The organism is Thalassotalea sp. LPB0316, assembly GCF_014898095.1.
In the GTDB taxonomy this organism is placed as follows: domain Bacteria; phylum Pseudomonadota; class Gammaproteobacteria; order Enterobacterales; family Alteromonadaceae; genus Thalassotalea_G.
In genome coordinates, this window is the sequence record NZ_CP062946.1 from 1,136,849 (window position 1) to 1,152,443 (window position 15,595).

Here is a 15,595-nt window from a genome sequence, read left to right on the forward strand (position 1 = left end):
TTAAAATGATCAAATCTACTGAAAGCTTTCAAAAAAAATTACAAAAAATTATACATCAATTTAGTGGTCGATTTCAGTAAAATAATAGGGAAACACATGAAATTTATTCGTCTATTTGCGTTGCTGTTCAGTGTCTTGGCATTGAATGTAAATGCGGAAACTTCTTTTAGTGACTTTGTTAACGGCAAAGAGCACCACCAAGGTTATTTTGATTTTTATGTCGATAACACCACCGGTCAAGTTTATCTGGCTATTGATAACTTCGACCAAGAGTTTTTGTTTCAAAGTAGTTTACCGAAAGGGGTTGGTTCCAATGATATCGGCTTAGATCGCGGCCAATTGGGCGATACCCGCATTGTGAAATTTGAGCGGGTTGGCGACAAGGTGTTCTTAAGGCAAGTAAATACTTACTACCGAGCAAACTCAACTAATGATCTCGAGCGCCAAGCGATTGAAGAAGCGTTTGCCAGTTCGGTGATTTGGGGCTTTAAAGTGGCTCAAGCTGGTGAAGGTGTTGTACTGATCGACTATACCCCATTTTTGATTTCAGATATCCACCAAGTCGCTAACCGATTATCGCAAACTAAACAGGGCAGCTTTAAAGCAGATAAAACTCGCAGTGGTTTTTATGCTAAACGCTCAAAAGCATTTCCAAAAAATACGGAATTAGAAGCAACCGTGACCTTTGTGGGCAAAGGCACAGGTGAGTATATTCGCTCGGTTTCACCTGAGCCAAATGCCGTCAGTGTTAATATGCATCACTCGTTAATTGAATTGCCTGACGACGGTTATAAACCGCGTGATTTTCATCCATATAGTGGCTTTTGGTCAGTCGCGCACGCTGACTATGCCTCAGCGATTGAGGAAGACATGATCAAGCGTGTTATCCCTCGTCACCGATTAGCAAAGCAAAACCCTAATGCGGAGTATAGTGAAGCAGTTGAACCTATTGTTTACTACCTTGATGCAGGTGTGCCTGAGCCAATTAAAAGTGCGTTAATTGATGGTGCCATGTGGTGGGATCAAGCTTTTGCAGCCGCTGGTTATAAAAACGCATTCCAAGTGAAAATGTTGCCACCAGAAGCCGATCCGATGGACGTGCGCTATAACGTTATTCAATGGGTGCATCGCGCTACCCGTGGTTGGTCTTACGGCGCCTCGGTTATTGATCCTCGCACCGGTGAAATTTTAAAAGGCCATGTTACGTTAGGGTCTTTGCGCGTGCGCCAAGATTATTTGATTGCGCTTGGCTTAACGTCACCATTTAACAGCGAAAATACTGATACCACGCCAATGAAAGAGATGGCTTTAGCGCGTATTCGTCAATTATCCGCTCATGAAGTTGGTCACACGTTAGGGATCGCTCACAACTTTGCTGCCAGTGTTAATAATCGCGCTTCGGTAATGGATTATCCGCATCCGTTAGTGATGCTAAAAGACGGTGAAATTGATTTATCACAAGCTTACGATAATAAAATTGGCGAGTGGGATAAATTTGTTATCGCCTATGGCTATGGTGATTATGATCAGGCACAAGAAGCAAGTGCACTTACTGCGCTAATTGAACAGGCACAAGCTAAGGGATTACAGTATATCTCTGATCCTGATGCCCGTCCTCGCTCTGGTGGTCATGCAACTGCTCACTTGTGGGATAATGGCGCGAGTGCTGTTGATGAGCTTAATCGAATGATGAAAGTTCGTGAACACGCGCTAAATCATCTAGGTATTAATTCAATTGCCAACGGCACGCCATTATCTGAAATAGAACAAGTGTTAGTACCTATTTATAACTTTCATCGTTTCCAAGTAGAAGCCGCGGTTAAGCTCGTTGCTGGCGTTCATTACCACTATGAAGTTAAAGGTGAACAGCAAGTCAAAGGGGTGAGCCAAGTGGATGGTGAGAATCAGTTAGCAGCGGTTAATGCTTTGCTAGCGACATTAGATGCCCAAACATTAACTTTGCCTGAGTCGTTAATTAAATTAATTCCGCCCAAAGCATATGGCTATAGCCGCAATCGCGAAAGCTTTACGTCAAATACTGGACTAACCTTCGACCCAGTAACAGCGGCGCAAGCCAATGCAAAACACACCATAAGCTTGTTGTTAGAACAGGGGCGATTAGCGCGTCTTGCCCAACATCATATGTTTGATAGCTCGGTGCCAAGTATTGATAAGCTATTCTCGATGTTATTAGCTCAAACACTCAAACAAAAGCCTGATACGGGTTTATCTGTGCTAGTTCAACAGCGCATCAACCAAGAAGTGGTTGAGCAATTACTCACACTTTGGCACAGCCCAACAACTGTGATTGAAGTAAAAGCGCACGTCTATCAGACGTTAAACAGCTTGGTTAAGTGGTTAGACGACAAACAAGGTGATCGCAAGTACAAAGCGATGTCGGCACAATTTACTTTGCTTAGTATGATGATTAAGTCGAGCCTAGAAAATAATACACGCATTCAAGAGGCTAATTCACTGCGTTTGCCGCCAGGTTCGCCGATTGGTCAGTAACTTTTGACATGAAAAAACGGCATGACGGGAAGGGAAGTCATGCCGCATACCTATCGTGTTTTGATGGGTATTAAACTTTACTCGGTGTTGGTGCAACTGCGGGTGACACCCGTCTTTTGGGTTTCGCCAACACAACGATATTGCCCACCATAATGGCGCTAAAGCCGATCACGGTATAAATGTTCCATTCAAAACCCTCAAAGAGTGTTGAAATTAACACCGCCACCGCGGGAAACATAATGGTTGAGTATGACGCTTTATGTGCCCCGATGTTATTGAGCAACGTTAGGTAGCAACCAAAGGCGATAACTGAGCCAAAAAGTGATAAATAAACTAGCGACAATAAATATTCTGGCTTAGTTGAAAAGGTAAATGATGTACCTTGCACTAGTGCGACGATTGCCATAAAAATTGTGCCATAAAGCATCCCCCAAGCGTTTGATTGAACAACCGGTAATTGCCTTTTCTGGTTAACCATTGAAATCATATTACCCGCCGAAGCGCTAAGGGTTGCAATTAGCGAAAAACCTAAGCCAATCAATGTGGTATCGCTGAGCGAAAGGTGTGCTATTTGCGGCCAAAATAAGACCGTGATGCCCATTAAGCCAATCGCTCCTCCAAGATATGTTTGACTCGAAATATCGGTTTTAAACCAAATTCGCGAGTTGATAATGTTAAACAACATAATGCTTGAAAATGCGATGCATGCTAACGCTGAATTAATATAACCTTGCGCTAAATAAAGAAAGTAATAGTTAGTGCCAAAGAGCGCGATACCAAAAACTGCCAATTGAATATGTTGATCAAGGCGTAAGCTCAAATCGAGCTTTTTCCATTTACAAAAGAGAAACAAGGTTGCTGAGGCTAAGCCGAATCGATATACCACTGAAACTTCAGGCGCGACATCGCCGAGTTGAAAGTTAATGGCGATCCAAGTCGAGCCCCAAATCAGCACTGTGATGATATATAGCGCGGTATTATTCATTACTTTACTCTCCTTTGTCTGTGCTGTGTAGCATTGAGCTAACCGATCGGGATTCATAGCGTTAGGTGATCAAGTTATTGCATAGGTTATAGAACTTTTGTTTTAATAACATATACAAAAAATGAAAAATGAGACCTATACAGTTTGCAGTTGCTTGATCGTGATTCCAATGCCTTTTTATATCAACAAGTTATCGACTTTGTTGAGCATCAATATCAACAAGGTTTATTAAAACCTGGTGATAAGCTACCGAGCTTGCGCAAGTTAAGTCAGCAGTTTGGGATTAGCGTACCAACGGTAAAACAAGCCTATATCGAGCTAGAAAGAAGAGGACAAGTACAGGCTAGGCCGCAATCGGGCTACTATGTTAAAGCCGCTTCTGCTAAAAAGCTTTTACCGATGCGCAATAAATGGGCAAGTACCAATCCGGTTGAGGTTAATTGTCGCAGTTTAATCGAACAAGTGTACGATGCTATTCACATGCCTAATACCGTTTCATTGGGGATCTCCAATCCGATTAGTGCCCAAGCACCGGATAAAACACTTGCGCGATTAATGCGTAAGGTACTCTCTCAAGTATCAGCAAAAGCCGTGAGCTATGGACCGGTCAATGGTGATCAAAAGTTGCGGATGCAGGTGGCATATCGCTATCAGGAGCAAGGTGTTAAGGTTAACTATGAGGATATAGTGATTACCTGTGGCGCACAGGAAGCGATATCAATAGCGTTGCAATGTGTCGCTAAAAAAGGCGATGTTATTGCGATAGAGTCACCTTGTTACTTTGGTATTATTGAGTTGATTGAAACGCTTGGTATGAAGGCTGTTGAAATTTATACCTGCCCAGAACAAGGTATTTGTTTAGAAGAACTTGAGCAAAGTATTAATGAACATCAAATAAAAGCTTGTGTGTTTTCAACCGCTATAAATAATCCACTAGGGTCGAAAATGCCTGACGAAAAACGGGCGCAACTAGTCAAACTAATTGAGCGTTATCAAGTGCCGTTAATCGAAGATGATGTGTATGGTGAGCTATATTTTTCTGGCGAGCGGCCAAAACCAGCACAACTTTTTTCACAGCAAGGTTTAGTGATGACTTGCTCGTCGTTTTCAAAAACTGCAGCGCCAGGTTATCGCGTAGGCTATTTATTACCGGGCATATTTGAAGAGCAAGCGAAGCGAATTAAGCGCGCTCATTCATGCTCAACTGCGATGTTACCGCAATGGACATTAACTGAGTATGTTTTGTCAGGCGATTACGATCGCCATTTACTGACCTTGCGCAAAAAACTCATGTATAATTGCGAGCGCATGCGTTGTGCAATCGGACAATACTTTCCGAAAGATGTGTGCATTAGCCAACCTCAAGGGGGCAGCGTATTGTGGGTTCGTTGTTCATCAAAAATAAATACCAGTGACTTTTTTCACCAAGCAATTGAAGCTGGTGTAAGCTTTGCGCCAGGGATGATTTTTTCACCATCGGGTAAGTACCACAATTACATGCGGCTCAGCTACGGTGTTGTTTGGGATGACCACATTGAGCAGGCAATAAAAACACTCGGTGATATTGTTCACCTTCACTATCAGAAATATCAGTTGATTTAACATGGCAAAAGCTGGCGAAAACTCGCTGAAAAGTTTAATTTTTCTGCTCGCAAGCATAATGGCGATGTCGCCGTTGGCTATCGATTTATATTTACCGGCAATGCCGGTAATGGCGAGCGAGTTAGCAACCACTATGCCGGTGATGCAAAACACCTTAAGCATTTATTTACTTGGTTACGCTTGTGGTTTGGTTTTATTTGGGCCTTTGTCAGATATTCGACCAAGGCGCACTATGGTGATCATGGGGATTAGTGGCTTTTTGGTTTGTAGCTTTGCCCAAATATTTTGCCAAACCATTGAGCTATTTTTTGTTTTACGCTTTGTTCAGGCCTTTATCATTTCAAGTGCGTTAGTGGTTATTCCAGCAACGATAAAGGAATATTACGGCGTTAATACGGCAAAAGGTTTGTCGTATGTTTCGATGGTAATGATGCTCGCGCCAATGATAGCGCCAGCCATTGGCAGTATCTTGTTGGCGGTAAGTGGTTGGCAGTTGATTTTTATTGCCTTAACAGCCTATGCCTTAACTATGTTGGGCCTGGTTATCAGATTTATGCCAGAGAAAAAGCAACGGCAAGTACAACCGCAATCGCTGGCTTTTTTTAGGCGTTATCACTTGGTCTTTAGCCGCCAAAAAGCGCGGGTAGATCTGATGACTTCAATGGCGGTGTCACTCGCCTTTTTTGCTTATATTACAGCGATTCCGTTTGTTTATTTATCGGTATATCAAACCAGTGAATTTACTTTTAGTGCGCTATTTGGCTCGGCGGTTTTCGCCTTGATGACCGCACACTTCATTAATACCCGACTAGTTGGTAAAGTCGGTTCACGTGCTATGCTCAATGGCGGTTTATTGGTCGCCCTGATTTTCTCAACCGCGCTAGTCCTAGTAACGGTAAGCCGTGCACCGATTAGTTGGTTTGTTACAGCGCTACTGCCATTGATGGGGAGTTTATCGATTATTGCAGCTAATGCCGATGCCTTAGTGTATTCGCGATTTAAACAACATCTAGGTACTGCAACCGCAGTGATTGGCGTATTAAGGTTTGGCGTTGGTGCTTTGGCTGGACCGATCATGGCGTTTTTTCACAATGGCAGTGCTACCGTATTTGCCGCTTTGATGTTTAGTTGTATCGCGCTTATTGTCTTATTTCAATTGCCGGCGAACTTAAAGCGCATGAGATATCGGCATACACAGCAAGTTTTTAAACAAAAGCTAAAAGCACAGGGTTAGTCAGCTGTCGCAAGCAAATTCTCTTGGCCTTTGAGTTTTGCTTGATGCTCACGCCACGCACGCATTTTGGCGTTGTAATCATCCCAAACACAGGGATTACAAGCGCCACCACCACAACAATCGTCATCAGCTGGCTGAGTGGGTTTTTCGATAATACCTTCTTGATTCGACATGACTACAACCTTTCTAATTCAACTTGTGTAGCATATAAAAAAATGGGGTCAGAGTAAATTTACTCTGACCCCATTTAAGTTCGCTACTAACAATTACTCTTGCTCAGCGAGTTTCTTTTCTAGATAGTGAATGTTTGCACCACCACTGACGAAACCTTCGTCATTGAGAATATCTTTGTGCAGTGCAATATTGGTTTTAATACCGTCAACCACTAACTCATTGAGTGCATTACGCATACGTGCAATCGCGACATCACGGTTATCACCATAAGTAATTAACTTACCAACCATTGAATCGTAATACGGTGGAACGGTGTAATCGGCGTAAATGTGAGAATCCCAACGAATACCCATGCCACCTGCAGGGTGGAAACGGGTGATTTTACCCGGCGAAGGGATAAAAGTACGTGGATCTTCGGCATTGATACGACATTCAATCGCGTGACCAGAAATCTTAATGTCATCTTGGGTGTAAGATAACGGTTGACCAGCAGCTACGCGCAGTTGCTCTTTGATCAAATCAACACCAGTGATCATCTCGGTTACTGGGTGTTCAACCTGAATACGGGTGTTCATTTCAATGAAGTAAAACTCGCCGTTTTCATACAAGAATTCGAACGTACCAGCACCGCGGTAATCGATTTCAAGACACGCTCGGCAACAACGCTCACCAATTTGCTTGCGCATTTCCGGTGTAATACCCGGTGCTGGTGCTTCTTCAACCACTTTTTGGTGACGACGTTGCATTGAGCAGTCACGTTCACCTAAGTGAATCGCACCACCTTGGCCGTCTGCGATCACTTGAATTTCAACGTGACGTGGGTTTTCTAGGAATTTCTCCATATAAACCATGTCATTGTTGAATGCAGCACGCGCTTCTGACTTAGTTAATTGGATTGCTTCGAGTAGCTCACTTTCTTGACGAACTACGCGCATACCGCGACCACCGCCACCACCTGAGGCTTTAATGATCACAGGGTAGCCAATGCGCTTACCATGGGCTAAGTTTAGCTCAGCATCATCAGTTAATGGCCCATCAGAACCTGGCACACAAGGTACGCCCGCTTGTTTCATCGCGCGAATAGCGGCCACTTTATCACCCATAATGCGAATGCTTTCCGCTTTCGGGCCAATAAATGTAAAGCCTGATTGTTCTACTTGCTCAGCAAAATCAGCGTTTTCTGCAAGAAAGCCGTAACCAGGGTGAATGGCGGTCGCATTAGTCACTTCAGCTGCCGTGATAATACTTGGAATATCTAAGTAGCTTTCTGTTGCTGGTGCTTTACCAATACAGATGGTTTCATCTGCTAACAACACGTGTTTTAAGTTGCGGTCGGCTGTTGAGTGTACCGCTACTGTTTTTATGCCAAGCTCTTTACACGCGCGTAAAATGCGAAGTGCAATTTCACCGCGATTGGCAATAACAACTTTTTCTAACATGGAATTACCCTCAGTGTTGGGCTTATTCAATGACGAATAGCGGTTGATCGAATTCAATAGCGTCTTCGTTTTTCGCTAAAATTTCTTTGATAACACCAGACTTATCTGCTTCGATTTGGTTCATCATTTTCATTGCTTCAACGATACATAACGTGTCGCCAGCGTTGACGTGTTGGCCAACTTCAACAAATGGTGCTGCATCAGGAGATGCTGCTGAGTAGAAAGTACCAACCATAGGAGAACGAACAATGTGACCGGTTGGTGCCGCAGGAGCGCTTGCCGCTTCTGGTGCCGGTGCTGCCGATGCTGCAGGTGCAGCCGCTGGAGCCTGCATAACTGGTGCAGCTTGCATAACAGGTTGTGCCATTGCAATGCCGCCTTTATTGATGCGAATTGATTCTTCACCTTCTGAAATTTCAATTTCGCTAATGCCTGATTCTTCAACCAGCTCGATTAATTTCTTAATTTTACGAATATCCATTGGAACACCTTTGTTAGTTTTGTTTGGTTTTCTGCGTTGTTAGGAAGTTTACTGCATAGGTTAATGCAAATTCGTAGCCCTGATGACCAAGACCACAAATAACACCCTGAGCAACGTCAGATAAATATGATTGATGCCTAAACGATTCACGGGCGTGCACGTTAGACAGGTGAACTTCAACAAACGGAATATCAACCGAAAGTAAAGCATCACGCAACGCAACACTGGTATGAGTTAAGGCAGCAGGATTAATAATAATAAAGTCAACTTGGTTGAAACTGTTGTGGATTGCATCGATTAAGACATGCTCAGCGTTCGACTGAACATGGCTAAGTGACACATTCATCGCCTGAGCTTTGTCTGTTAATTGTTCGATAATGTCAGTTAGTGATAATGCACCGTATATTGTCGGTTCGCGTTTACCTAGCATGTTTAGGTTTGGCCCGTTTATCACTAAAATCTTTGATTTTGCATTCATCGTTAGCTATTTTTCATCAAGTTGAAGGTAAATCCATCATTGCATAGATCTTAATGGGTTTACAGTTTCTCTGTTGTTAATTTTTGTTATTCTGTAATTTTAGCTACACATTATAGTGTTTTCGCAGAAATTAGCAGTAAAATACTGGTCTGATGACGTTGATGTAAGAAAAGCGAGCATTTTTTTTTAAATCAGCTACACTTAACGCTAATTATTACAAGCGGTAAGTGGCTATAATATCAGCAACTTACTGAATTTGAGGCCTTATAGGAAGCGGTGCATAAGCGCTATGAAAAGTAAGGGACTAACGATTAAATATTTTAGCCTTTTTATGTTGCTAATTGGGTTGGTGTTTTCTACTCGAGTATCAGCAATTCATATCATTTCCCACGCGTCGATTGAGACCAAGCAACTGTCAACCGCTCAATTGCGACGTATTTACACAATGAGACAAACAACTTGGCCCAATGGCCAGACTATTGTTGTGTTCACGTTACCTAGCTCACATCCTGTTCACCAAGAGTTCACTAAAACAGAGTTGAAAATATTTCCCTATCAACTCGATAAAATGTGGATAAAGTTAACCTTCTCTGGCCTTGCTAAACCACCGATAAAGGTGAATTCGGTCGAGGAGTTGATAGAAGCCGTTCGAAAAACACCCGGTTCGATAGGTTATATCGATGACAACGCAGAGATTGATGGGCTAAATATAATTGCAAAGGAGGCACAGTAATGGTGAAAGTATTAGGCAAATTATTCGCTATTGGGGCGAGTTTGATGTGGTCAGTTTCCAGTGTCGCCGCCGATGACCTTCAGTGGCATGGCTTTGTTTCTCAAGGGCTAATTCAAGCAGAAGACTCAACCTATATTAATGATGATGGCGATATTTCACCTGAATTGACTGAAGTAGGGCTCAACTTTTCATACCAAATTTCGCAGCGCTTAAGATTAGCTGCACAAGGTGTATACATCAATGGTGGTAATCGCTATAACGAAGGTGCTCGTGTTGATTATTTGATGTTAGACTGGCACGCCTATAGCGATGAAAACGACAATACCAATATTTATATCGGGCAAATTAAAAACTATACCTACCTCTATTCTAGTGTCCGAGATGTTCCTATGGCTAGGCCTTCCATTTTGCTTCCTCAAGGTATGTATTTCGATGCCACGCGTGACTTAAGTGTCGGCGGCGCGGGCGCTTATATCAATCATAAACACGACTCCCAGTATTACGGAAGTATCGACTTTAATTTATCATCGAGTCGCTCTGAAATTTCAAGTAAACAGCGTCGTATTATGCTAGGCGATCAAGCAAATGGTGATTTAGATCACGAGTTTGATTTGCAATCGAGTGTATATTGGCAGCCTTATGGTGTTTCGCCGTGGCGTTTTGGCATGGGCTTTTTAACGGGTGAATTTAACTATCACGCGGGCGAGCAAGATGTTTTTAGCGACGGCAAGCTGATTTTGCAACGCTATACTGCAAACGTTAATTACGAAGGTGAACGTTGGCAATTTAGTGGTGAGATCATGCAAGAGCGATTTCGGCTAGAAGATTTATATTTCGCCGGCTCGTTACTTGATAGGTTTAGTCAAGGTATCTATGGACAGGCGAGGTATCAATTGACTGATGAACTAACATTGTTAGGTCGCGTTGAACGCTTTTACGGCAATAAAGATGATCGCAATGGCGATGATCTTGAAGCGGGTAGTGGTGGTTTAGTCCCTCATTATTTCGCTTTTCAACATACTACAACGTTGGGTGTAAGTTATGATTTTATGCCTAATTTACGTCTGCAATTGGAAAATCATTGGGTACAAGGTACAGCGCGCTTAACCCCAATAATTTTTCCAGATCCTGTAAATAACAACAAAAAGAACTGGCAGGTTTGGGCATTGCAATTAATGTATTGGTTCTAAGATGAAAAAGTTTTATGTCAGTGTTTCTTTTAAACTAATTTCAGTATTAGTTGGCACTTTGCTGTGTATTAGTTTGTTTTACTCATGGCTCTCATTTGTCAAGCTTGAATCCGATTACGCTCAACACCAAGAAGAGGCGTTAGAACAAGGGCGAAACTTTTTCGATATGCAGTCGTTGCAACTTGTTCAAAAGCTACAAATGTTAGTTGAGTGGTTTAGTGATCCAAGTTTATCCAGTCAATATCAAAACTTTCATGAATTAGGTCAAACCTTGCAGCTACATTTTGAGCAAATTCAACTGCATTTAGATATCGAGGACATTTGGCTTGTTCAAGATGATCAAATTAGCTTTAAGACCTCACCAATAGCAAGCGATATTTTACAAATCAGTCAACAGGTTCAATTAAAGCAAGAACCCGTTTCGAAAATTTTGTGTGATCGACAATGCTTTCAAACAGTTGGCTTGCCGATTATGAATCAGCATGGCGAAGTGGCATCGATTGTTATCAAGGCTAACATGAGTGATACGCTGTTAGCGTTTAATCAACTGCTTGGCAGTGAGGTTTCGGTTTTACGGATCCCTCACCATGGTTCTTTGAACGATGCCGAGGTACTGTTAACGTCTAACCAGCCGATAGTCGACTATGTGAAGACCTTAAACCTCGACCCTTCGAGTATTGATAGTACAATGACTCAAGGCCTTAATTTTTCCTTCCAAGAACGTTTCTATTTGATTAATTTTCTGTCTCTAACGTCAAATGAAAAAGGCTTTTATAGCCTTATTTTAATCGAGGACTTAAGCCAATACACCACCGAAAGTGAGCTTTACCGCAATCAATTCCTCGCCGCGGTTATTGCATTCTTTATCGTTGTGAGCATCGTGGTATACATGATTTCACGAACATTTACTGAGCGTCTAGTGACCTTAGCTAGTTACCTGCCGTTACTTGCTAAAAAGCAATTCACAGAATTTCGCAAAGCAGAATTTAAGCGCAATAACTGGTTTAGTGATGAGCTCGACACCGTGATTGAATCGGCCACTATGCTAAGTTATCAACTTGAAAAGCTTAATTTAAAAGTGACCCTGAAAACTAACGAACTAGAAAATATTGCGATGTACGATTTACTTACTGGCTTGCCAAATCGCAATATGCTGAATTTTGAATTAAAGAAAAGCCTCGCTAAATTGAGATACAGTGATCAAGGCTTTGCGCTATTGTTCTTGGATTTAGACGACTTTAAAAAGGTCAATGATAGTTATGGTCACAGTGAAGGTGACAAACTATTGGTGGAGGCAGCTAAACGGCTTAATGCGTGTGCTCGTAGCATTGATGTAGTTTGCCGATTCGGTGGTGACGAGTTTGTCATTATTCTAAGCCAATTAAACAGCCAAGAAGAAGGGATGACCCTCGCTCAAGAGTTTCTCAAGCAGTTTAAATCAGCTATTAAGTTAGATGAAAACCTCTTTTATGTGTCGACGAGTTTGGGTTTGGTTTACTGTACCGACCACGAAGCCACCGCTGATGATTTAATTTCTAGTGCCGATATCGCCATGTATGAAGCGAAGATGAATGGTGGCGATCAATGTTTTGCCTACGACCCTGCTATGTATCAACGTGTTGCACACCGAGTGATGATGGAAAACGATGTGCGAACGGCTTTGTTAGAGCATCAATTTAGTTTGGCCCTACAGCCACAAATTGAAGCAAACACTAACCGATTTATTGGCTTTGAAGCACTGTTGCGTTGGAAACACCCAGAGCGCGGTATGATCTCGCCTGATGACTTCATTCCCGTATTAGAAAACTCGGAACAAATGGTCGAGCTTGGTTACTGGGTGGTAAGACGCTGCTTTGAATTAGTCCGCAACTTTATTAAGTTGGGCTATGAAGATATTAGAGTAGCGATTAATTTATCGGCAAATCAGTTCTTAGATCCTAATTTAGTGTCATTTCTTACTAATCTATTAGAAGCCTATGAACTGGATGCTAAGCATTTTGAACTGGAACTCACCGAGCAAACGCTGGTTGAAGATATTGATAATGCGATAGCCGTAATGGTGACACTACGTGAGTCTGGTTTTAGTTTTGCCATCGATGACTTTGGTACGGGTTATTCGTCACTTGCCTACTTGAAGCGCATGCCTGTCGATATTATAAAAATCGATAAGAGTTTTGTTTTTGGTATGTTAGAAAATAATGCCGATTATCAAATTATCATGTCGACTATTGCGATGGTTAAAAGCTTGGACTTAAAAGTGGTCGCCGAAGGTGTTGAAACGAGTGCGCAAATGCGCAGCTTAGCAGAGAATGGCTGTGACTATTTTCAAGGTTATTATTTTTCAAAGCCCGTGCCGGAAGATGAAATTGTTGACTATATTCAGGAGCAATTTCGCCATGGCATTTGGAATAATGCCGATGTCTACCAGTAGAACTTATCCGGCGGTTAAGTTAGAGCAATTAACGGCTATATGATAGCAAACCTTTGAACTTACTCTTTCTCGATCTGCAATAAAAAAGGCTGATATGGATGACATATCAGCCTTTGTTTTAACCATAGTTTTTTATACCAATTGAAATAAATATTTGACCGACTCAGAGCTACGTCAGGGAAGTTAGAATAAAAGAAATTTATGCAGGTGTAGTCAATCTACATCAAGTAAATTTGTGAAATTATCACTTTTCTGACGAGCTCCCAAGGGCGAGTTTAAAAGACTTTTATACTTCGTTACTGATTTTGATAAGGGAATAACCATTATCGGCATTCAAAGCCTTGTCTAAAAGCCTTTTAAATCTCGCTGAGTGAGCAAATATTTAATTCACTTGGTATTAATATCTATTTAAACAATTCAAATCATCAAAACAGGTGACTAAGCGCTTTGTCATACTCTGCTCAGCATGTTTTAACCAAGCGCGCGGATCGTAGTATTTTTTGTTTGGTTTATCATCACCATCAGGGTTACCAATTTGGCCTTGTAAGTAACCTTGGTTGTCATCGTAATAGTTTTTCACGCCTTCCCAGGTTGCCCATTGGGTGTCGGTGTCGATATTCATTTTTATCACGCCGTAATCAATAGCATCGCGAATATCTGATAACTCGGAGCCAGAACCGCCGTGAAAGACAAAGTTTAATGGCTTTTTAGCTAAGCCAAATTTCTCTTCCACATAGTGTTGTGAGTTGTGCAAGATCATTGGGGTCAATTTAACATTGCCCGGCTTATAAACACCGTGGACATTACCAAATGACGCGGCAATGGTGAAGTCTTCTGATACTGCGTTAAGTACTTCATAAGCGTAAGCAACATCTTCAGGTTGCGTGTATAGCGCACTGCTATCAAGGTGTGAATTATCCACGCCGTCTTCTTCACCGCCAGTGCAACCGAGTTCGATTTCTAAGGTCATGCCCATTTTAGTCATACGCGCGAGGTAGTCGCGACAAGTTTCGACGTTCTCTTGTAAAGGCTCAACCGATAAGTCAATCATGTGCGAGCTAAATAGCGGCTTACCTGTTGCCTTAAAATGAGCTTCACTAGCTTCTAGCATGCCGTCGATCCAAGGCAGTAATTCACGCGCCGCATGATCGGTGTGTAAAATCACCGGTATACCGTAATACTTGGCAACTTGATGGACATAGTGAGCTGCGGCAATCGCACCCGCAACTGCAGCATCGTTGCCCGATAAGCCAACACTCTTACCTAGAAAAAAGCTCGCGCCACCATGAGATAACTGAATAATAATCGGTGAGTTAACTTCTTTTGCGGCAGCTAATGTCGCATTGATTGAGTGGCTACCAATCACGTTAACTGCAGGGTAAGCAAAGTTATTCGCTTTGGCGTAATCAAGTAAAGTTTTAACGTCTTTTTGCGTTGCAACACCTGGGGCAACAAGCGTAGATAAGCGTTCCATGAAAGTCCTTATATGTGAAAAGTTTGCGCGTGTTTTTCTACATTATGACACCGTTTTTGTTCAAGCCAAAATTTTGCAATGTAAACTCACATTTTTATGCTCAATTGGTTACTAGAGCTAAAGTAAAACGATGTGATAAAATCGCGGCTATAACTCCTAGGATTATGATCTTCGATGAACAACTGGCAGTCATTTATTGATAACGAGAAACAACAGCCTTATCTTGCCGATACATTAACTTATATTGCACACCGACGCGCTCAGGGCGTTAAGATTTACCCCAGTGATAGCGATTTGTTTAACGCCTTTAACTTAACGCCGTATCAAGCGGTGAAAGTGGTGATCATTGGCCAAGATCCGTATCACGGTGAGGGGCAAGCACATGGCTTGAGTTTTTCCGTACAAAAGGACGTAAAAATTCCCCCTTCGTTAGTCAATATGTATAAAGAGTTGGCGACAGATATTGAAGGCTTTGAAATTCCTGAGCACGGTGACTTAACCGATTGGGCGAAACAAGGCGTACTATTGCTTAATACCGTGCTTAGTGTTGAGCAGGGGCAGGCGCACTCGCATAAAGATTTAGGTTGGGAGACCTTTACCGATAAAGTGGTTGAACAACTCAATGATCGTGAACAACCTATGATCTTTATTTTGTGGGGGGCGCATGCGAAAAAGAAAGGTAAAAAAATTAATCGAGAAAAGCATGTCGTTATTGAAGGGCCACATCCTTCACCACTTTCCGCTTATCGCGGTTTTTTTGGTTGTCGCCATTTTTCGAAAGCTAATCAATGCCTAGTTGATTTAGGGTTAACGCCGATCGACTGGCAGGTATAGAATTACTTTCGTCACTCCGGCGAGGCCAT

General features: G+C 42.3%; 13 protein-coding genes. 7 read left to right on the forward strand and 6 right to left on the reverse strand.

The annotated features are described in order from the left end of the window. The first annotated feature begins 96 nt into the window (after positions 1–96). Positions 97–2,511 (forward strand): zinc-dependent metalloprotease, encoded by a 2,415-nt coding sequence (locus LP316_RS05045; RefSeq protein ID WP_193022989.1) that lies wholly within the window; start codon positions 97–99, stop codon positions 2,509–2,511. 70 nt (positions 2,512–2,581) lie between these two features. On the opposite strand, the gene LP316_RS05050 is transcribed toward LP316_RS05045, so the two are convergent. Next, on the reverse strand, positions 2,582–3,496 hold the full coding sequence (locus LP316_RS05050; protein WP_193022990.1) for a DMT family transporter: 915 nt from the start codon (positions 3,494–3,496) through the stop codon (positions 2,582–2,584). Positions 3,497–3,640: 144 nt separating this feature from the next. Here LP316_RS05050 and LP316_RS05055 point away from each other — a divergent pair, with 144 nt between their 5' ends. Continuing rightward, positions 3,641–5,098, forward strand: a complete 1,458-nt coding sequence (locus LP316_RS05055) for a PLP-dependent aminotransferase family protein (RefSeq protein ID WP_193022991.1) — start codon at positions 3,641–3,643, stop codon at positions 5,096–5,098. 1 nt (position 5,099) lies between these two features. Beyond that, positions 5,100–6,332: a multidrug effflux MFS transporter gene (locus LP316_RS05060; protein WP_193022992.1), complete on the forward strand. Its 1,233-nt coding sequence runs from the start codon at positions 5,100–5,102 to the stop codon at positions 6,330–6,332. Here the strand turns inward: LP316_RS05060 and LP316_RS05065 are convergent. The 4 genes from LP316_RS05065 to aroQ form a co-directional block, all read right to left on the reverse strand. After that, positions 6,329–6,505: an oxidoreductase-like domain-containing protein gene (locus LP316_RS05065; protein ID WP_193022993.1), complete on the reverse strand. Its 177-nt coding sequence runs from the start codon at positions 6,503–6,505 to the stop codon at positions 6,329–6,331. The two genes, LP316_RS05060 and LP316_RS05065, sit on opposite strands and share 4 nt — an antisense overlap. Positions 6,506–6,598: 93 nt before the next feature. After that, complete coding sequence (gene accC / locus LP316_RS05070; protein WP_193022994.1) at positions 6,599–7,945, reverse strand: acetyl-CoA carboxylase biotin carboxylase subunit; 1,347 nt, start codon at positions 7,943–7,945, stop codon at positions 6,599–6,601. A 22-nt stretch (positions 7,946–7,967) separates the two neighbouring features. After that, positions 7,968–8,426: an acetyl-CoA carboxylase biotin carboxyl carrier protein gene (accB, locus tag LP316_RS05075; RefSeq protein ID WP_193022995.1), complete on the reverse strand. Its 459-nt coding sequence runs from the start codon at positions 8,424–8,426 to the stop codon at positions 7,968–7,970. A gap of 13 nt (positions 8,427–8,439) precedes the next feature. Then, positions 8,440–8,904 (reverse strand): type II 3-dehydroquinate dehydratase, encoded by a 465-nt coding sequence (gene aroQ, locus LP316_RS05080; protein WP_193022996.1) that lies wholly within the window; start codon positions 8,902–8,904, stop codon positions 8,440–8,442. Between the two features lie 445 nt (positions 8,905–9,349). On the opposite strand from aroQ, the gene LP316_RS05085 reads away from it, so the two are divergent. From LP316_RS05085 to LP316_RS05095, 3 genes are read left to right on the forward strand one after another with little or no spacing between them, the layout of a single operon-like run. After that, a complete protein-coding gene (locus LP316_RS05085) occupies positions 9,350–9,637 on the forward strand; it encodes a hypothetical protein (RefSeq protein WP_226960808.1) in 288 nt (95 codons plus the stop codon). Continuing rightward, a complete protein-coding gene (locus LP316_RS05090) occupies positions 9,637–10,827 on the forward strand; it encodes a hypothetical protein (RefSeq protein WP_193022998.1) in 1,191 nt (396 codons plus the stop codon). The genes LP316_RS05085 and LP316_RS05090 overlap by 1 nt, the downstream gene beginning before the upstream one ends. A 1-nt stretch (position 10,828) precedes the next feature. Next, on the forward strand, positions 10,829–13,258 hold the full coding sequence (locus LP316_RS05095; protein ID WP_193023000.1) for a bifunctional diguanylate cyclase/phosphodiesterase: 2,430 nt from the start codon (positions 10,829–10,831) through the stop codon (positions 13,256–13,258). A gap of 397 nt (positions 13,259–13,655) precedes the next feature. On the opposite strand, the gene fbaA is transcribed toward LP316_RS05095, so the two are convergent. Then, positions 13,656–14,732: a class II fructose-bisphosphate aldolase gene (fbaA, locus tag LP316_RS05100; protein WP_193023002.1), complete on the reverse strand. Its 1,077-nt coding sequence runs from the start codon at positions 14,730–14,732 to the stop codon at positions 13,656–13,658. A gap of 174 nt (positions 14,733–14,906) precedes the next feature. Between fbaA and ung the strand changes: the two genes are divergently transcribed. Further along, positions 14,907–15,566 (forward strand): uracil-DNA glycosylase, encoded by a 660-nt coding sequence (gene ung / locus LP316_RS05105; protein ID WP_193023004.1) that lies wholly within the window; start codon positions 14,907–14,909, stop codon positions 15,564–15,566. Positions 15,567–15,595: the final 29 nt, after the last annotated feature.